15 protein-coding genes are annotated in these 17,555 nt (G+C 69.4%); 6 read left to right on the plus strand and 9 right to left on the minus strand.

Features of this window, described 5'->3' with window-relative positions:
• Positions 1-2: 2 nt before the first annotated feature.
• On the minus strand, positions 3-2,129 hold the full coding sequence (glgX, locus tag BHS09_RS02120; protein ID WP_140797025.1) for a glycogen debranching protein GlgX: 2,127 nt from the start codon (positions 2,127-2,129) through the stop codon (positions 3-5).
• 66 nt (positions 2,130-2,195) lie between these two features.
• Positions 2,196-3,467, minus strand: coding sequence for a hypothetical protein (locus BHS09_RS02125; RefSeq protein ID WP_140797026.1), 1,272 nt, complete (start codon positions 3,465-3,467; stop codon positions 2,196-2,198).
• 258 nt (positions 3,468-3,725) lie between these two features.
• On the opposite strand from BHS09_RS02125, the gene BHS09_RS02130 reads away from it, so the two are divergent.
• Entirely contained in the window at positions 3,726-3,944 is a 219-nt protein-coding gene (locus BHS09_RS02130; RefSeq protein WP_237077958.1) for a hypothetical protein, read from the plus strand.
• 83 nt (positions 3,945-4,027) lie between these two features.
• Here BHS09_RS02130 and BHS09_RS02135 read toward each other — a convergent pair whose 3' ends face one another.
• The 4 genes from BHS09_RS02135 to BHS09_RS02150 form a co-directional block, all read right to left on the minus strand.
• The gene (locus BHS09_RS02135) at positions 4,028-4,537 is read right to left on the minus strand and encodes a hypothetical protein (protein WP_237080141.1); all 510 of its coding nucleotides are present in this window, start codon (positions 4,535-4,537) and stop codon (positions 4,028-4,030) included.
• A 155-nt stretch (positions 4,538-4,692) separates the two neighbouring features.
• On the minus strand, positions 4,693-5,394 hold the full coding sequence (locus BHS09_RS02140) for an MOSC domain-containing protein (RefSeq protein WP_237080142.1): 702 nt from the start codon (positions 5,392-5,394) through the stop codon (positions 4,693-4,695).
• Positions 5,395-5,522: 128 nt separating this feature from the next.
• Positions 5,523-6,044: an Erp protein gene (locus BHS09_RS02145; protein WP_140786852.1), complete on the minus strand. Its 522-nt coding sequence runs from the start codon at positions 6,042-6,044 to the stop codon at positions 5,523-5,525.
• Between the two features lie 28 nt (positions 6,045-6,072).
• The gene (locus BHS09_RS02150) at positions 6,073-8,607 is read right to left on the minus strand and encodes an efflux RND transporter permease subunit (protein WP_418763980.1); all 2,535 of its coding nucleotides are present in this window, start codon (positions 8,605-8,607) and stop codon (positions 6,073-6,075) included.
• 396 nt (positions 8,608-9,003) lie between these two features.
• Between BHS09_RS02150 and BHS09_RS02155 the strand changes: the two genes are divergently transcribed.
• Positions 9,004-11,484: an efflux RND transporter permease subunit gene (locus tag BHS09_RS02155; RefSeq protein WP_140797029.1), complete on the plus strand. Its 2,481-nt coding sequence runs from the start codon at positions 9,004-9,006 to the stop codon at positions 11,482-11,484.
• Between the two features lie 122 nt (positions 11,485-11,606).
• Positions 11,607-11,885, plus strand: a complete 279-nt coding sequence (locus BHS09_RS02160) for a hypothetical protein (RefSeq protein ID WP_140797030.1) — start codon at positions 11,607-11,609, stop codon at positions 11,883-11,885.
• 12 nt (positions 11,886-11,897) lie between these two features.
• On the opposite strand, the gene BHS09_RS02165 is transcribed toward BHS09_RS02160, so the two are convergent.
• Positions 11,898-12,770, minus strand: a complete 873-nt coding sequence (locus tag BHS09_RS02165) for a hypothetical protein (protein ID WP_140797031.1) — start codon at positions 12,768-12,770, stop codon at positions 11,898-11,900.
• A gap of 202 nt (positions 12,771-12,972) precedes the next feature.
• Here BHS09_RS02165 and BHS09_RS02170 point away from each other — a divergent pair, with 202 nt between their 5' ends.
• The 3 genes from BHS09_RS02170 to BHS09_RS02180 all read left to right on the plus strand — a co-directional run bounded on the left by BHS09_RS02170 (position 12,973) and on the right by BHS09_RS02180 (position 16,417).
• Positions 12,973-14,022: an NAD(P)/FAD-dependent oxidoreductase gene (locus BHS09_RS02170; protein ID WP_140797032.1), complete on the plus strand. Its 1,050-nt coding sequence runs from the start codon at positions 12,973-12,975 to the stop codon at positions 14,020-14,022.
• On the plus strand, positions 14,003-14,929 hold the full coding sequence (locus BHS09_RS02175) for a helix-turn-helix domain-containing protein (protein WP_140797033.1): 927 nt from the start codon (positions 14,003-14,005) through the stop codon (positions 14,927-14,929). Before BHS09_RS02170 ends, BHS09_RS02175 begins: the two co-directional genes overlap by 20 nt.
• Positions 14,930-15,019: 90 nt before the next feature.
• Positions 15,020-16,417, plus strand: a complete 1,398-nt coding sequence (locus tag BHS09_RS02180) for a DUF4340 domain-containing protein (protein ID WP_140797034.1) — start codon at positions 15,020-15,022, stop codon at positions 16,415-16,417.
• Between the two features lie 15 nt (positions 16,418-16,432).
• Here BHS09_RS02180 and BHS09_RS02185 read toward each other — a convergent pair whose 3' ends face one another.
• Both BHS09_RS02185 and BHS09_RS02190 read right to left on the minus strand, forming a co-directional pair.
• Positions 16,433-16,861 (minus strand): hypothetical protein, encoded by a 429-nt coding sequence (locus BHS09_RS02185; protein ID WP_237077961.1) that lies wholly within the window; start codon positions 16,859-16,861, stop codon positions 16,433-16,435.
• A gap of 13 nt (positions 16,862-16,874) precedes the next feature.
• A complete protein-coding gene (locus BHS09_RS02190) occupies positions 16,875-17,549 on the minus strand; it encodes a hypothetical protein (RefSeq protein ID WP_237077962.1) in 675 nt (224 codons plus the stop codon).
• Positions 17,550-17,555 lie beyond the last annotated feature (6 nt).

The raw sequence follows: 17,555 nt of genomic DNA on the forward strand, positions 1-17,555 counted from the left end.
CCTCAGTCCGCGACCTGCCGGAACACCGCGAGCGAGCGGCCGATGAGCTCGAACGTCTCACCTTTCACCGGCTCCGGTCCCCGGTTGTCGTCGGTGGTGCAGAGCTCCAGCTCCCATCGCTGGCCCTGCGAGGCGGGCGGCAGCTTGTACGTCACCGGCTCATGGTGCGAGTTGAGCAGTATCAGCAGCGCGTCACCGATGATGCGCTGCCCGCGCTCGTCCGGCGTGGGGATGGCGTCGCCGCCCAGGAGGAACGCCAGCGAGCGCACGAAGGGCTTCTCCCAGTCCTCCGCCTTCATCTCCGAGCCATCCGGCCGGAACCACGTCAGGTCCTTGTGCTCGGAGTCCCACAGGTGCTGGCCCTTGAAGAAGCGGCGGCGCTGGAGCACCGGCTGGCGGTGGCGGAAGTGGATGAGCTTGCGCGTGAACTCCAGCAGCTTCCGCCGCCGCTCATCCAGGTTCCAATCCACCCACGACAGCGCGTTGTCCTGGCAGTACGCGTTGTTGTTGCCACCCTGCGTGCGGCCCATCTCGTCACCCGCGACAATCATCGGGATGCCGGTGGAGAGGAAGAGCGAGGCCAGCAGGTTGCGCTTCTGCCGCTCGCGCAGTGCGATGACATCCGCGTTGTCCGTCTCACCCTCCACGCCGCAGTTCCACGACTGGTTGTCGTCCGCGCCGTCGCGGTTGTGCTCGCCGTTGGCCTCGTTGTGCTTGTGGCTGTACGTCACCAGGTCGTGCAGCGTGAAGCCGTCATGCGCGGTGACGAAGTTGATGCTCGCCTGGGGCCGCCGGTGCGCCTCCGCGTACAGGTCCGCGTTGCCCGTGAGCCGGTAGCCCATCTCACTGGCGAGGTTCTCATCGCCCTTCCAGTAGCGGCGCAGCGCGTCCCGGTACTTGCCGTTCCACTCGCGCCAGGGCGAAGGGAAGCCGCCCACCTGGTAGCCGCCGAGGCCCACGTCCCAGGGCTCGGCGATGAGCTTCACGCGGCCGAGCACCGGGTCCTGGTGGAGAATCTGGAACAGCGCCGCGTTGCGGTCGAACGCGCCTTCACCCGTGCGGCCCAGCACCGTGGCGAGGTCGAAGCGGAACCCGTCCACGTGCATCTCCGTCACCCAGTAGCGGAGGCTGTCGATGATGAGCCGCGCCGTCTGCGGGTTGGACGAGTTGACGCTGTTGCCGCACCCGGTGAAGTCCAGGTAGTGCCGCCCATCCGGCATCAGCCAGTAGTAGCTCGCGTTGTCGATGCCCTTGAGCGACAGCGTGGGCCCCAGGTGGTTGCCCTCGCAGGTGTGGTTGTAGACGACGTCGAGGATGACCTCGATGCCCGCGGCGTGCAGGTCCCTCACCATCGCCTTGAACTCGGCGACGGCGGCGCCGGGCGTCTTGCGGCTGGCGTAGTACTGCTCCGGCGCGAAGTAGCCCAGCGTGTTGTAGCCCCAGAAGTTGGACAGCTTCTTGTCGTCGAGGAACGAGTCGTCCGCGAAGGCATGCACCGGCAGCAGCTCCACCGACGTCACGCCCAGCTTCAGCAGATGCTCGATGACGGGCGGGCAGGCCAGGCCCGCGTAGGTGCCGCGAAGGTGTTCGGGCACGCCGGGGTGGCGCATGGTGAGGCCGCGCACGTGGGCCTCGTACAGCACTGTCTTGCGCCAGCTGATGTCCGGGCGCCGGTCATTGCCCCAGTCGAAGTAGTCGCTCACCACCACGGACTTGGGCACGCCCGCCGCGCTGTCGCGTTCGTCTCGTGCCAGGTCCTGCTGCTCGTGCCCCAGCGGATAGCCGAACACCGGCTGGCGCCAGTCCACGTCGCCGTAGAGCGCCTTGGCGTAGGGGTCCACCAGCAGCTTGTGCGGATTGCAGCGGTGTCCCTTGGCGGGCTCGTACGGGCCATGGACGCGCAGACCGTAGAGCGTGCCTGGCTCCAGGCCCGGCACGTAGCCGTGGTGCACGAAGTCCGTGGACTCCGGCAGGCCGAACCGTTCGATTTCACGCGCCGGGTCCGCGGGGTCGAACAGGCAGACCTCCACGCGGGTCGCGACCTGGGAGTAGATGGCGAAGTTGACCCCTGAACCATCGAAGGTGGCGCCACGAGGCCAGGGCTTGCCCGGCCAGACTTCCCTACTCATTGCAGGCTCTCGATTCTGATGGAAAGGCCTGCCCAATGTGGGATTGCACCTCTGGGCTGGCAAGCGTCACGCGGCGACAGCGTGGTCCAGTGAGCGCCAGGTCCCCAGCGCCCAGTCCTGCTCGTCCGGGTCGTCGAAGCTCACCACGCACAGGGCGCGGCGCTTGCCCGAGGTACACAGGGCGGTCAGCCGGCACTCGCCCGGCTCCATGCGGAGTGATGCCCGTCCGCTGACCCGCTTGCCGTGGTGCTCCAGGTCCATCGCGCGGCGCTCCATGATGGAGGGCATGAGGCTGTCGGCGCCGCCGTCCTCCAAGGGGACGAAGCGCACGCTGCGCCGGTGGTCCCGGGCCACCCATGTTCCATCCTGCAGGTGCGCCTCCGCGAGCGACCCCGGGATGCGAATCTCCCAACCCGCTGGCAGCGCCACCTGGACCTCGCCGCGCCGGTAGCCCATGGGCGGGCCGCCGGGTGCCTGCGATGCGCGCTGGTGGACTTCCTCGGCCAGGGTGCCTCCCACGCCCAGGAAGCCGAGCACCTCCTGCCACTCCCGCCACGGGTAGGGCAGGGACGGGTCCTCGCGCCAGGCCTGCTCCAGCAGGCGGGCCACGTCGCGCATCAGGTGGCGCTCGTCGTCCAGCAGCGGTGGGCGCCAGACCACGTCCGTCCACAGGCGGCACCGCGCGCGATTGAGCCGCATGCGCGCGTCGATGCCCGGCGTCCACCAGGGGAACACGTCGATGCCCCTGCGCGGGTCCTCGTAGACGTCCACCAGCCAGCGCGCGTCGCGAGGCCCCAGCGGCGTCAGCAGCGCACCGGGATATTCGAAGGTGTGGCCGAAGCGCAGGGACATCGCGAAGCCGGACTCGCCCTGGCGGCGCATGCGCAGCACCCACCCCACGGCTTCCTGGAGCGACGCCAGCATGTGCACATCCACGGGCCCGGCGTCTCCAGTGTGGAAGTAGCCGGTGGGGTCGCCCCCCTTCGAGGACGCGCGTTCATCCGCCCAGACGATGCCGAGCGCGTCACCCATGGCCCTCAGCGTGTCGCAGAGGAAGCGGTGGTAGCCGGGGCCCACGGCGGACGTCTCCGCGGACACGGAGACGTGGGCGCCCGAGGTGGCCACCAGCGCGACCTCGCCCGCCGCCGGGTGCAGCCGCAGCCGGAAGGTGGGAGCGCCCAGGGGGCCAGTGCCCAGTGCGGCGCTTTCGAGCAGCTCGCCGTGGTGCTCGTGGAACCACGACGACATCCGCTGGAGCCAGGGGATGGGGCCCTCGGGAGGGGAGAACAGGTGTTCGCTTCCCCGTCGCCTGCCGGCCAATGCCAACTTCACGCTCATCGCATCCCACCCAGATTCTGAACCGCGCTTCAGGTTCCGTTCACTATTTCAGCGTGGCTCTCCTCGAAGGTGCCACCGACGGGCAGTGGCTGCCCGCTCGTCCTCAATGTGGTCACGCACGGCAGGCGTGGGTTCATCCATACGGCGGGCCGTGTGCGGGTCTCCAAGAGGAAGTCATAAGCATCCGTTCAGGCAGGCGGCCAGATGCCAGGTGCCCATTTCGGAGGGGGGCCCCAGGTTGGAGGAAAGGAGGCCGCCATGAGCAAGAAGGACGTGTTGCACATTCCACCTGAAGCCGTACCTACCGCGCCTGACCGGAATGCAGACACCGAGGACGAGGAGCGCTCGCCGCGCGGCAGTCCGCCCGTGCTGCAGCCGGAGGGTGGTCCCGCTGGCACGCCGGGGACAGGTGGCAGCCAACGCATCATCGAGCCGGTGAAGTCACCGCAGCCGTATCCAGGCTTCAGCGTGAGCTGAGTCCCACGTTGATGACACACAGGGCAATGCCCGCGGCACGGTCGCCGCGGGCATCGTCTTGTTGCCGTGAAGTGCGGGCCGGCTTAGCGCGTCGAGCCCGTCTCCGGGAGCGGCGTGGGCGGCGTCATCCGGTTGTCCGGATCCGTCATGCCGCTGCCGCCGGTGCCTGGCTTCAGCGTGGAGTCGTCATCAGCATCCATTTCATCGGTGTCCGTGTTGTCGAGCGGCTCCACGTCACCCGCGCCGCCGGTGCCCGGCTCGCTGCTCATGTCCGGGTCCACTTCCGCCCCGGTGCCGCCGGTGCCCGGGTTCAGCGTCGGGTCCGCGTTGGGGTCCACGCTGTTCGGGTCCACGGTCTCCGACTCGGGCGACAGGGCCGGGTCATCCATGCCCGTGCCGCCCGTGCCAGGTGGCGTCGTGGTGTCCGTACTCGTGCCGGTGTTCGGGTCACTCATCGTGCCCATGCCGCTGGTGTCAGTGGTGTCCGTCGTTTCTCGGGTCGCGCCCGAGTCGGACTTACAGGCGGTGCCAAACGCGAGGGCGCCGGCGGCGAGAGAGGCAAGGACGGCCTTCGTCTTGAGGAGCTTCGTCATGGTTCGTTCTCCGGTTGGTTGGTGTCTGACTGCTGCTGGCCGGGAACGTGAGCAGCCGATGAGCGGTCTGCTAGAGGCCCCTCCCATGGCCGCTTGCTCTCCAGGCGGCGGCGGGAATGAGACGCGGGGACGGTTGGCTATGCGGGCACTGTCCTTCAGTCGGCGGTGTTGGGGCCCACCAGCCGCGGGCGGTCGTCTCCCCGGTTGCCTTGCGCGCGTCTGCGGAGCGAGTCACGCCAGCTCGGCGTCAGCAAGGGACACTCCGCCATCAGCGCGGCGTCCTCCGGCGCGTGGCCGTGCATGGCGTGGTTGGCGAAGGCGACGGTGAAGGTGGGAAAGGGCCGCTCGAGCAGTTCCACCGCGTCGCCTTCCTGGACGGGCCCTTCCTCCAGCACGCGGTAGTACCAGCCGGTGCGCCCGGTCTGCTGAATCAGCAGCGACAAGTCCCGTTGTCCCCAGCGGCGCGCGGGCTTCCAGCAGGGCTGGCGAGGTTGGGATACCTGCACCCGTGCGCCGCCCACGCGCAGCACGTCTCCGATGCAGACATCCGCTTCCGTGCCCTGGGAGAGCACCCAGTTCTCACCGAAGGCGCCCGCGCCGACGTCGTCTCGCGCCAGACGTTCGCGCCAGAAGTCGTAGTGCGTGATGGGATAGGCGAGGACTGCCTTCTCCGGGCCGCCGTGGACCTTGCGGTCCGCCTGGCCATCTCCAGCGAGCCCCATGCGCGACAGCCACACCGGCTCTGTCACCGGCTCCTTGAAGATGGCGCTGGTCCAGGGCCGCTCCAGCGGCGAGGCGGCACCGGCCACGCCGAGCTCCCGGGGCATGCCCACTCGCAGCGACAACAAGCGCGTCACGAGGGTCTCCATGCCCGCGGGACAAAGCAGGCGCGGACGCGCCTGTCCAGCATGGCAACGCCCCATCAGCGGCACCGCGAGGCCCGCGGCGCCGGATGGGGCGCTGCTTCAGGGTGACGCCGCGAGGGCTAGAAGCCGGTGCCGCCGTCGTTGATGACGCCGGAGGGCGCGGGGACGGTGTTGGACGTCCCGGTGCCGGTCGGGGCGTCGAGCCCGGGCGTGGTGCCGATGCCCGGCGTGGGCAGCACCCCGGAGCCGCCCGTGCCCGCGTCCGCGTTGTAGGGCGTGGTGCCAGGAACGGTGGACGTGGCGCCCTCCGCGCCCGTGTTGTAGGGCGTGGTGCCCGGAGCGCCGGAGCCGCCCGTGCCCGGCGTCGTCGTGGACGTTCCCGGGGGCAGGGTGTTGGGGTTCGTCGCCGGGGGCAGGGTGTTGGGGTTCGTGTTCGTCGAGCCCGTCTGCGGCGTCGTGCCGGGGCCCGTGCCCGGCGTGGTGTTGCCCGGCGCGGTGCCCGGCGTCACCGTCTGCCCGGTGGACGGGTCCACCTGCGCCACCTGCACCGGAGCCTCCGTCGCGCTACACGCGGTCCCCAACGCCAGGGTACCCGCCAGTGCTCCGGCCCACATCCAACCCCGCTTCATCTGCTTCGCCATGTTGCTCCCTCCGTCGTGGGTGTGTGTGTCAGTTTGCGTGCGTGGGCTCGCCGCGCCCCGAGTGGCGCGGTGGCTCCGGTTTCTGCGATTGCTTTCGGGCGGAATGGCGCTTCAGCCTGCGCTCCGACAGCACCAGCAGCAGGGCCGGGAAGGCCACCAGCATGATGAGGAGGTTGGTGGCGAAGCCCAGATTGGCAAGTGCGCCAATGGAGTTGAGGCCCGGGTGGTCAGCGAGGAAGAGGGCACCGAAGCCCATCGCGCTGGTCAGCAAGCCGCCGCAGATGGCCTTCCCCGTCTCCGAATACACCGACACGAAGTCATGGCCCGGTGATGACAATCGCGTCAGCAGGTGCACCCCCGCGTCCACCGTCGTTCCGATGAGAATCGGGATGACGAGGATGTTGAGGTAGTTGAACTCCAGCCCCAGCAGCGGCATCAGCCCCAGCAGCGCCACCAGTGACACCACGGTGGGCGCCATGCACAGCAGGGCGATGCGCAGGCCGCCCAGCGTCAGCCACATGGCCAGCAATACCGCCAGCGTGGTGCCGCCGAGGATGAGCGGTGCCTCGTGCGTCACCATGTCGAGGATGTCCGCCATCACCATGGACTCGCCGGCCGCGGAGACGCGCGGGCCGTCCGGTGTCCCCACGCCGCGAACCTCCCGCGCCAGCGTGCGGACCGCCACCCCGTCCGACTGGTCCACGGACGGGTAGACCATGACGAAGCCCCCCGACGCGCCCTGCCGGCCCAGGAACTGTTGCTGGACGCTCGGCGGCAGGTCGTCACGGGTGAAGGGCGGTGAGGCTGCCTGCCTTCGCAGCGACGCCACCTGCTCCCGTTGCCGTGCATCCAGCCGGCCCTCCGGGACGCGCTCCAGCAGCCGCGAGATGTCCTGGAGGACGCGCTGCTTGCGCGGCTGGTCCTCGGGCACCAGCGAGGACAGCGAGGCCACGAAGTCGATGGTGGAGTCCTTGCCCCGCTCGCGTTGTCGCGCGTGGAGCCGCTCCACCATCGCCTGTTCCTCCTCGGGTGATTGGGTGAGCACCACCACCGGTGTCTGCGAATAGCCGATGAGGCGGTTGACCTCGCGGTCCAGTTGGAAGGACGGCAGGTCCTGGTCCTCCAGCGAGCCGAAGTCGAAGTCGAAGCGCACGCGCCCCGTCTGGCTCAGCAGCCCCAGCAGCAGCACGGCGGACACGACGGTGACGACGTGGCGCCGCCGCAGCAGCAGCTGGCCCATGGGGGAGCGCGCGGTGGTGACGGAGGCGCGCCGGGGTGTCCACCCCCAGCGCGAGGCCAGGCCCAGCAGCGCGGGCAGCACCAGCACGTAGGCGGCGATGAGCACCACCATGCCCACGCCCGCGATGACGCCGAACTCACGGAACGCGCGGAAGCGCGAGGTGCCCAGCACGAAGAACGTGACGGCCGCCACCAGCGCGGAGACGAGCGCCGCGCCGCCGGTGTGCGTGAAGGACGTGCGCGTGGAAGCCTCGGACGTGTGGCCTTCGCCGCGCAGGTGCAGGTAGCGCCCCAGCAGGTGGATGCCGTGCTCCAGGCCCAGGCCACCGAGGATGGCGCCCAGGAAGCCCGTCAGGAGATTGACCTCGCCGAAGACGAGCGCCACCAGGCCGTACGTCCACGCCAGGCCCGCGGCCACCGGCGTCAGCACCAGCCCCACCGCCAGCGCGCTGCGGAAGTGGAAGAGGAGGTAGAGCAGCATCAGCGCGGTGGCCACCGCCGAGGCCACGCCGATGTCGCGCGCAATCTGCTTCTGCTGATCCAACTTCTTCTGGAAGGTGCCGGTGATGTCTACCTTGAAGCCGGCCCCGTACTTCGACAGGTCCTGCGCGGCGAGCAGCCCGCGCACCTCATCGGTGACCTTGCGCGAGAAGCCCAGGTCCGCGGACGTGGTGTCCGGCTTGGCCAGGAGCACGATGCGGCGCTGGCCCTCATCCAGGTAGTAGTCACCCTGGCTGGTGGACAGCCGCTGTCCGGCCCCGCCCGCGTACTTCGCCTCCAGGTCGGAGAAGTCCAGGGACGGCGGCTCCTCCTCCACCAGCGGCACGTAGAGCGGGTTGGCCTGCTGCTGTTCCCACTGGAGCCGCGCCTCCAAGCGGCGGTACACCTCCCGCAGGTCCTCTTCCGACAGGAAGTACAGTGCCCGGTCGCGGAAGAAGGCGCCGGGGCGCTGCGCCTCGACGAAGCGGATGCCGGGCAGGGCCTCCAGCTTGGGCGCCAGGTCGTCCGCGAAACGCTTCAGGGACTCGGGGTCCGCGCCCTCGCCCACCACCGCCACCCAGCCGAGCGCGCCGAAGCGGCGCTCCAACTCCCGCAGGTCCTGCACGCTCTCGAAGGAGGACGGGAGCAGATCCACGAGGTTGGCGTTGAGGTGCAGTCCTCGCGCGAAGAAGCCACCCACGGCGGCCAGCACCAGCGCCAGCAGCAGCGCCAACACCGGACGCCGGTGGTTGTGCGCGGCCATCGCGCCCAGCGCGCGCTCCACGCGCCCCATCCACCGCGGCTCGCCCGGAGGTGTCGTGTCGTTCGGATGCGGTTCCATCATCGGCCTGCGGCCACCACCCGCGGCCCCGGCCCTCCCGGTCGCGCGGAGGGCGGAGCGGCTTCCCCTCCCTCGTGTGCTCGCACGCGCGAGCCCGTGTCGCCGGGGAACGTGACCATGGTGGGGGTGCGATGCAGGCATCCACGTCTGCCTGTCTGCCCACCAGGTAGGGACAGCCAACAGCGCATATGGGGTCCATTCAACCCGTCACATCCTCCAGGGCGGCGGTGTGTCGGGTGTCACAAGCAGGCGAGCATTCGCTCCAGGGGCGCGTTACATGAGGCAGGTGATTCGCAGCCTTACTTTCCGCCTCGCGGCATAAACGCGTTGACTCTCCCGTTAGCGCGTGCCCAAGGTGTCCGGCGATTCGGCCAGTCAACAGATGCAGGTGTCGCAAGCATGAGTGAGAAGCGTTGGTCGGAGCGGTTCGAGGGAGCCATGGGCCGCCTGGCGGTGCGGAACCACCGGAAGCCCTTCCAGGCGCTGCTCCTGGCTCTGGTGCTCACCGTGCTCGGCGCGTACTTCGCCAGGACGCTGACGCTCAACGCGGACTTCGTGGGACTGCTGCCGAAGAACTTCCCCAGCGTCCAGGACATCGAGAAGCTGCGCAAGCGCTTCGGTGGTCAGGGCAACGTGGTGGTGGTGGGGATGGGCGCGGATCCAGAGGTGCTCAAGCGCTTCGCGGACGACATGGCGCCGAAGCTCGGGGAGCTGTCGGAGATTCGCTACGTCTCCCACCAGCGGCCCCGGGCCTTCTTCGACGAGCACTCGCTCTACTACGTGGACGTCGAGGACCTGGAGACCATCCAGGAGCGCATCGACGCGCGCATCCTCTGGGAGAAGCAGCAGGCCAATCCGCTCTTCGTCTCGCTGGTGGAGGAGGACCCTCCGTCAGTGGACTTCGCGGACATCGAGCAGAAGTACACCGGCCGCGCCAACCAGCGCCTCTCCGGGCAGGGCGACCTCTATTACATCAACCCCACCGAGCGCATGGTGGTGCTGATGGCGAAGCCCCGGGGCAGCGCCGCGGACCTGAACTACTCGAAGAAGGTCGTGGGCCAGGTGGAGGACTTCCTGGCGCAGCAGGACCTGTCGAAGTACGGGCCCGGCTTCAAGACGGCGGTGACGGGCACCTTCAAGAAGAAGATTGATCAGCAGCGCGTCATCATTGGCGACCTGGCGAGCGCGTCCACGCTGGCCATGGTGTTGCTGCTGGCGTACCTGGCCTTCCACTTCCGCAGCGCGCTGTCGGTGGGCCTCACCATGGCGCCGGTGATGGCGGGCCTGGGGTGGACGTACGGCTTCGTGGGGCTCGCCTACGGGCAGGTGAACCTCCTGACGGGCTTCCTCGCGGCGGTGCTGGGAGGCCTGGGCGTGGAGCACGGCATCCACCTGCTGGGGCGCTACACGACGCTGCGCTCGGAGGGGATGAACTCCGAGGAAGCGGTGGATGAGTCCTTCCGGCACACCGGCTTCTCCGCGCTCATCGCGGCGCTGGTGGCGGCGCTCACCTTCCTCAGCCTGGCCATGTCGGAGTTCAGGGCGTTCCGCGAGTTCGGCATCATCGCCGCGGTGGGCATGCTGGTGAGCATCTTCTCCTACGTGCTGCTGCTGCCCGCGCTGCTGGGGCTGGCCACGCTCTTCGGTTGGGCGCCGCGGGTGCAGCAAGAGGGTGCGGCCGGGCCGCTGAGCCTGCTGGCTCGCTGGCTGCCGCGCTCCTACCGGGGCGTGGGCATCGTGGTGGGCGTGGGCGTGCTGGCGCTGGTGTCGCAGGCGTACCGCATCTCGTTCAACTACGACTCGCGCACGCTGGAGGACTACAAGCAGGCGTCGGCGGTGCTGGACCAGAAGGTGAACGACATCCTGGGCTACTCGCAGACGCCGGTGGTGGTGCTCACCGATTCGCAGGAGATGGAGCGCGAGGTGGTGCGCCAGCTGGAGGCGCGCAAGGCGGCGCGGGGCAAGGACTCCACCATCGACTTCGTGGGCGCGCTGGATGACCTGGTCCCCAAGCGGCAGGACGAGAAGCAGGCCATCCTCCAGGCCATCTCCGCGAAGCTGGAGAAGCTGGACCCGGAGCGGCTGCCCGAGGACACGCGCAACACGCTGGTGCGCGCGCTGAACATGGCGAAGGCGAAGCCCTTCACCCAGGAGGCCCTGCCCACCAGCGTGCGGCACCAGTTCGAGAGCCTGGATGGCAGCACGGGCGGCGTGGTGCTGGTGTACGCAGGTGGCGTCAGTTTGTCGGACGGTGAGGGCACGCGGAAGTTCTCCAAGGAAGTGCGCGGCCTGCAGATGCCGGACGGCAGTCAGGTGTCGGCGGCGGGAGAGGCGCTCATCCTGGCGGACATCCTGGACATGGTGTCGCGTGAAGGGCCGCGCATCCTCGCGGCGGCGGTGCTGAGCGTGCTGGTGGCCATGTGGCTGACGCTGGGCAAGCTGCGCACCGCGCTCATCTGCATGTTGCCCACGCTGCTGTCCGTCGTCGGCCTGGTGGGGCTGATGTCGCTGCTGGGGCTGCAGTTCAACTACCTCAACATCATGGTGCTGCCGGTGCTGGTGGGCACCACGGTGGACGCGGGCGTGCACCTGGTGCAGCGGCTGGGCGAGCGCGGCGCGGACTTCGTCTCCGTGTATGCGGAGACGGGCCGGGCGATTACGGGCGGCCTGCTGACGAGCGCCATTGGCTTCGTCGCGCTCATCCTGGCGAAGCACCCGGGCCTCAACTCCATTGGTGACCTGGCCAACCTGGGCTTCGGCATCAACATGGTCATTGTGCTGCTGGGCTTCCCGTCGCTGCTGCTGATGGTGGAGCGCTGGCGCCGCAAGCACAGCACGTCGCCGGAAGAGCAGACTGAGCAGCCCGCGCCGGAGGCGTGAGGTCCGCTGGCCGCTGGCTGCTGGCTGCTGGCTGCTGGCTGCTTCGCTCGATATGAGTGCCCTCTTGAGGGCACCGCGTCCGTGAGGGCGTGGTGCCTCTGGGAACTCCGTCGAGGTGGACCATGACGCGGATGTGGATGCAGAGCAGTGGGCAGCGGTGGCTGATGCTGGCGACCGTCGGAGCGGCGGCCCTGGCCGGCTGCCGTCACGGTTCGGAGCGCGACGAGAAGAAGGGCGAGACGCGCTGCGCCGAGTCCCGGAACCTCACATGTGTCACCGGCGTGAACTGCACCATGGACCGCGAGCGCGGCTGTGAGGTGTGCCGGTGCTCCACGGCGAGCGGGCTGGAGCCCACCGATAATCGCAGGCCCGCGGCCATGGAGCCGGAGCGGCGCTGGTAGTCGCCGCGCGCTTCAGCACCCGATGACGGGATAGTCCGCGGGGCGCAGGAGGAGGCGCCACGCGTTCCCCTCGCGGAAGAGCAGCCCGGTGACGGCCTGCCCCTTGAGTCCCACGTGGACCAGGTACTGCGTGTCGCCGCCGACTCGCAGTGAGGCGACGAGGTCTGTGCTGGCCTCGCCGTAGTCCGCGAAGCTGACGATGAGTGGCCGCCGGTCGGCGTAGAGCAGGGATGCGCCAGGGGAGTCGCCCGGCGCGATGTGCGGCGCGCCCGGGAAGCACTCCAGCCGGGTGAAGGGGCCCTGTCGTTCCTGCGTGCACGAGTCCAGCGGGACGCGTGTGTCGTCGCTCTGGCCATCGCGGCTGGACTCCAGCATCACATGCCCTTCGGGCGAGGTCTTCCACCGGTAACCAGGGACGGGGAATCCCTCGGGCGTGAAGGGGTCGGCGCCTTCGTCCACGGGACGCTCGAACGCGTCCGAGGTCCACTGCCCCGGGACAGGACGCTCCCGCGCCGTCTTGGGCGCGGGCATGCTCACCGTGCCGGTGACGGTGCCCGCAAGAGCCACGATGTACTCACCGATGTCCGGCGTCCCCTTCGCCTGTGTGTAGACGCCCACGGTGTGGCAGACGGGTGGCAGGTCCACGTTCTCTTCCCCCGTGCACACGGTCTCCGTCCGCTGGAAGCGCGCCACCGCCAGGCCCTGCGTGCCGACGAGCGTCATGACCTGGAGCCGTGAGGCCACGTCCTCCGGCGCCTGTTCGCCCAGGACGACGCGGGTGGTGCGGCCGGAGACCGCTTCAATCTGATACGGCGCGGTCCACCGCTCCTCGGCGGCGGCCCCGAACGAGGCCAGCGTGACTCCCAGCACCATGGCGTAGCGCATGACGTCCTCCTGATGAGGGCTGGGATAGCAACGCGTGTACCAGCGCCTGGAGGCTCGGACTGCGGCCCGCCAGCCACACCCAGGTGTCGGGCCGCCCACCGTGGCGCCCTTCGAGGGCGTGCCGCCGCGAACGCGCGGATCCGCCGATTCGGCGCGAAGCCGCGCCCTCCCGGCTGCGAGAGCCGCCGGTTAGCACTTCTCCATGACGAAGCGGGCGACGTGGACGCGCCGAGAGGCCCTGGCGCTGGCCGGGCTGGGACTGGCCGGTGCCGCGCTGCCCCTGGGCTGCAGACACGCGATGGACGCGACGAGGACGGACGACATGGAGCGCGAGGACGTGAAGGACGTGGTGGTGGTGGGCGGCGGCCCGGGTGGCTTGAGCGCGGCGCTGGCGCTGGGGCGTGGCCGCAAGAAGGTCCTGGTGTGCGATGCGGGTACTCCCCGGAACGCGGCCGCCGAGGAGGTGCATACCTATCTCACGCGGGATGGCATCCCGCCCCGGGAGTTCCGGCGTGTCGCCTGGGAGCAGATGCGCCCCTACGATGTGGAACTGCGCGAGGCGCGGGTGCTGAACGTCGAGCGCGCGGGGACGGTGTTCCGCGTGGCGCTCGAAGGGGGCGGCGTGGTGGAGGCCCGCCGGGTGCTGCTGGCCACGGGGATGGTGGACGTGATGCGCGAGCTGCCCGGCTACAGCGACTTGTGGGGCAAGGCCATCTTCCAGTGCCCGTACTGCCATGGTTGGGAAATCCAGGACCGGGCCTGGGGCGTGTTGGCCACGAACGAGGTGTCGCTCGACTTCGCCGTGATGTTGACGGGGTGGACCCGCGACCTGGTGGTGTTCGCCATGGACGGTTTCGAGGTGCCCGCCGACAAGCGTGCGCTGCTGGAGAAGGCGAGGGTTCGGCTCGAGACGCGGCGTATTCGCGGCCTCATCGCGGCCGGGGAGAAGCTGGAGGCGGTGGAGCTGGAGGACGGCACTCGGGTGCCCCGGGAGATTCTCTTCGACCGTCCACCCCAGCGGCAGTCGTCGCTCGTGCAGCGGCTGGGGCTCGAGCTGAACGAGGAGGGCTTCGTGAAGCTGAAGGGCCCGGGCGAGACGTCGGTGCCGGGCATCTACGCGGCGGGGGACCTCGGCACCCGGGCGCAGGCGGCCATCGCCGCCGCGTCCGCGGGGATGATGGCGGCGGGCATGTTGAACCATGACCTGAACCTGGAACGGGCGGGCGCCGCGCATGGACCTGGTCAGGGTTGAGCCCGGCGGCTTCGCTCGCTACGAAGGGGCGATGCCGACCGAGCCACGACAGCCGTCCTGGGGGCCCGATTCGTCGTCGCGCCTGGACTTCGAAAAAGGGCGGCTGCCGATATGGGCGGGGCGCCTTCAGGTCCACCCCCGAGGCGGCCGCGCCACCGCCGTGCACGCCTACGCCGTGGTGATGCTGGTGACGCGAGGCGAGTCGAAGATGCGGCACGCGGGGGACCTGGTGGTCCGGGCGGGAGACGTCCACCTGATTCCGCCCGGGGATGCGCACGGGGCCGGCGCTTCGAACGCGGAAGGGTGGGGCGTGGCCTTCCATCCGGATGCCTTGGGCGAGGACGGTGGGGCCGCGAACCGCCTGGGGCCGTTGCTGCGGGTGCGCAAGGGCTGTCACCCCGTGCTGCGGCCCACGCTGCCGCAGCGCCGGAGGCTGGCGCGGTGGATGCGCCTGCTGTCGGAGGAGGTGGCCCGGAACGAGCCGGGGGGCGAGGAAGCCGCGCGCTCGCTGCTGCGGCTGGTCCTCATCGAACTGGAGCGCATGACGGCCCAGATGGGCGCGAGCGAGCCGCCCTCCCTGGGCTTGAGCCGCAAGGCGCTCACGTACATTGAGACGCACTGTCTGGAGCCGCTGTCGCTCGCGCAGGTGGCGAAGGCGCTGGGGCGCTCCTCCGCGCATGTGGCGGGCGTGGTGCGGCAGGAGACGGGCCGCACGGTGGGCGAGTGGATTCTGGAGTGCCGGATGGCGGAGGCACGCCGGCGACTGCGCGGCACGGACGAGCGCGTGGACATCATCGCGGAGCGCGTGGGCTACGCGGACGTGACGCACTTCATCCGCCAGTTCCGCCGCATCCACGGGGTGACTCCGGCCGCGTGGCGGCGCAAGGCGACGGCCGGGGCTCCATGAGCCGTCCCCTCCGAAAGTCACGGAGGGGGATGCCGAGACGTGCGGGGGTGAAGTAAGGGTTCTCCCTGGGCCCGGAGCCGAGGGAGAGCCATGAAGAAGGCGCTGGTCATCGTCGTTGGCGCAGCCGTGCTGCTGCTCGTGTTCATGTTCGTCGCCGGTGAGCAGCCGCCGGGGCAGCCGGAAGCCAGCGGTGGTGGACGCCAGTTGGACCTGTCGGGCTTCGACCCGGCCCGAGTCTCCGGGTTGGAGGTCTCGGGCGTCCGCCGCGCCACGCTGCAGCGGGACAGCAGTGGGTGGACGGTCGCGGACCCGGGCTCGCCGGAGAGCCGCTACCTGGCGGACGAGGCGATGGTGAAGGGCGCGCTGGAGTCCCTGACCCGGGTGGCCGGGGCGAAGTTCGTCACCGGCGAGGCCGACCGGCTGAACGAGTTCTGGCTGGATGACGCGCGCGGGCTGAAGGTCCGCATCCTCCAGGAGGGCCGCCCTCCGCTGGAGCTGGTGCTCGGGAAGGACGGGGCGTCGAACGGTGGAACCTACGTGCGCAAGGCGGCCAACGCGGACGTCTTCGAGCACCCCACGTTGTTGGGCTGGTTGTGGCGCCGGCGCGTCATGGACTGGCGTGACGCGCGGCTGGTGCGGGGGGCGCCCGGGGACATCACGCAGTTGGTGTTTCGTGTCGGGGACGAAGCGCCGGTGACGGTGACGTCGAATGGCGCGGCTGGCGGCTGGCGGCTCGCGGAGGGGACGCAGGTGCCGGAGGGCTTCCGGTTCAGCGCGCACGTGGTCGAACAGGTCGTGCGGGACTTGTTGGAGGTCGAGGCGCAGGACGTGCTCGCGGGAGAGGCCGCCACGGAGGCGAAGGCCGCGCTCACCCAGGCGCATGACACGGTGGAGGCGCGCCTCAAGAATGGGAAGACGGTGGTGTTGCGGCTGAGCCGTGCGTCGGAGTCCAAGGACACCGTCTTCGTCCAGTTGGAGGGAGATGCGCGGGTGTACGAGGTGTCCGCGGTTGCGGCATCGCAGGTGCGCAAGCGGCTGGTGGACTTCCGCGACCTGCTCCTGCTGCGCTTCGCGTTGGAGCAGGTGAACCAGGTGCGCATCCAGGCCGGTGACACGACGGTGGTGGTGGCGAAGGAAGCGCAGGGTTGGGTGCTGCGTGAGCCGCAGTCGCCGCCGGAGTCCTACCGGTTCGACGCGTCACAGGTGGAGGCGCATCTCATCTGGCTCCAGCGGCTCGAGGCCTCGCGCCTTCTCGACGCAGCGGTGGAGGACGCGCAGGCGGGCCTGTCTCCGCCCGTGGCCTCCGTGGAGGTGCGCGAGGAGGGCGGCGCCGTGCAGACGCTGTGGCTCGGGAATGCAGTGCCAGACGCACCGGAGGGCTACCAGGAGGTGTACGCCCGAGGCTCGCGCGACGGCTTCACGTATGCCGTGGAGGACAGGGCTCGCGCCTGGTTGTCGCGTGGCCTCGCGCTCTTCAGCGGGCCGTAGCGTCCGCACGAGTTGCTACAGCTCGCTCAGAATCCGTCCGTGCCCATCGATGGCATAGGTCGCGCCCGCATCCATGATGGGGGCATCGAGCTCGATGCCGCATCGGGAAAGCCTGGGAAGGAAGCTGACGAAGTAGAGCTGGTCGTCCTGCTTCAATACCGTCACGTCGTAGGTGCTTCGCTGTGACAGGCACCGTGCCAGTTCCTCGGTGCGGGCCTCAGCCTTGGCGTCCGGGGGAAGGAAGTCGTTCATCGCGACTTCAAGTGCCGCCATCGCAGGCCCATCCAGATGGATTCCCTGCTCCATGGAATCAGGGAACGTCACTTTCGCTGCCTCCTCCGCAGGGGCTCGCTCGGCCTTGGGGAGCTTGTAGTAGCCAAACCGGGCGCAGCCGTGCAGCAGGCTAGAACAGGCAAGGAGCGCGACCAGCGGAAGCATTTTCATGACGAGGTTCCCATCATTCGATGTGCCAGCCCATGCCCTCGAACATCCGTATGTTGCCTCTATCGTCGTACACTTGGCCAATAGGGACCCATTGGCCGTTACGGAGCGCGGTAACAATCCGCGTCGCGTAGTTGAAGCTGTACGCGGTACAGGGGGCGTCGCCTCGCTTGTGGAAGACGTAGAGCTCGCGCTGAAGCACCCTGCCTGAGCGTGGCGACACGGCACGAGTGGGATGCCAGTTGCCACTCAGGTCTGCGGCGGAGAAGCGGGGGTTGTGTGGATGCGTGTGGTCGCCGCCTGTGATGATGGCATTCACACGTTCCGGGTCGTTGAGGAGTTCAGGCATCGAGCAGGTCTTGGCCTCGCGAGTATCCGCCCGGTCTCTGAAGTCGGAGAGGTAGCTCAAGTAGAACGCATCCTCGTCAGGTGCGTAGTAGTTGAGTGCGCAGTACTCGGAGCCTGCGGGGCCTGCCGAGGCTCCACCCTGCCGGGTCATGAGCTCGCAGCCTGTGGCGGCGAGTTCCTCTGTCGTCTTGAACGGCCCGGCAAGGGGACCGTCAACCTGGAGCCGGCCGTTCTCCAGCCGCCTGACCCGGACGTTGGGGTTGGTGCCACACGCCGATGCACCCGCCGAAAGGGCCAGCGCGACGGTGCATGCCAATATCGCGGCTGGTGGCCTCCTGGACATTGCTTG

It is taken from the genome of Myxococcus xanthus, from assembly GCF_006402735.1.
Lineage (GTDB): Bacteria > Myxococcota > Myxococcia > Myxococcales > Myxococcaceae > Myxococcus > Myxococcus xanthus_A.

Bases quoted from the DNA above. Each gene is read 5' to 3' on its own strand.
- glgX (WP_140797025.1), bottom strand. From the start codon at position 2,129: ATGAGTAGGGAAGTCTGGCCGGGCAAGCCCTGGCCTCGTGGCGCCACC.
- BHS09_RS02125 (WP_140797026.1), bottom strand. From the start codon at position 3,467: ATGAGCGTGAAGTTGGCATTGGCCGGCAGGCGACGGGGAAGCGAACAC.
- BHS09_RS02175 (WP_140797033.1), top strand. From the start codon at position 14,003: ATGGACCTGGTCAGGGTTGAGCCCGGCGGCTTCGCTCGCTACGAAGGG.
- BHS09_RS02130 (WP_237077958.1), top strand. From the start codon at position 3,726: ATGAGCAAGAAGGACGTGTTGCACATTCCACCTGAAGCCGTACCTACC.
- BHS09_RS02185 (WP_237077961.1), bottom strand. From the start codon at position 16,861: ATGAAAATGCTTCCGCTGGTCGCGCTCCTTGCCTGTTCTAGCCTGCTG.
- BHS09_RS02180 (WP_140797034.1), top strand. From the start codon at position 15,020: ATGAAGAAGGCGCTGGTCATCGTCGTTGGCGCAGCCGTGCTGCTGCTC.
- BHS09_RS02155 (WP_140797029.1), top strand. From the start codon at position 9,004: ATGAGTGAGAAGCGTTGGTCGGAGCGGTTCGAGGGAGCCATGGGCCGC.
- BHS09_RS02170 (WP_140797032.1), top strand. From the start codon at position 12,973: ATGACGAAGCGGGCGACGTGGACGCGCCGAGAGGCCCTGGCGCTGGCC.
- BHS09_RS02190 (WP_237077962.1), bottom strand. From the start codon at position 17,549: ATGTCCAGGAGGCCACCAGCCGCGATATTGGCATGCACCGTCGCGCTG.
- BHS09_RS02160 (WP_140797030.1), top strand. From the start codon at position 11,607: ATGACGCGGATGTGGATGCAGAGCAGTGGGCAGCGGTGGCTGATGCTG.
- BHS09_RS02150 (WP_418763980.1), bottom strand. From the start codon at position 8,607: ATGATGGAACCGCATCCGAACGACACGACACCTCCGGGCGAGCCGCGG.
- BHS09_RS02145 (WP_140786852.1), bottom strand. From the start codon at position 6,044: ATGGCGAAGCAGATGAAGCGGGGTTGGATGTGGGCCGGAGCACTGGCG.
- BHS09_RS02135 (WP_237080141.1), bottom strand. From the start codon at position 4,537: ATGACGAAGCTCCTCAAGACGAAGGCCGTCCTTGCCTCTCTCGCCGCC.
- BHS09_RS02165 (WP_140797031.1), bottom strand. From the start codon at position 12,770: ATGCGCTACGCCATGGTGCTGGGAGTCACGCTGGCCTCGTTCGGGGCC.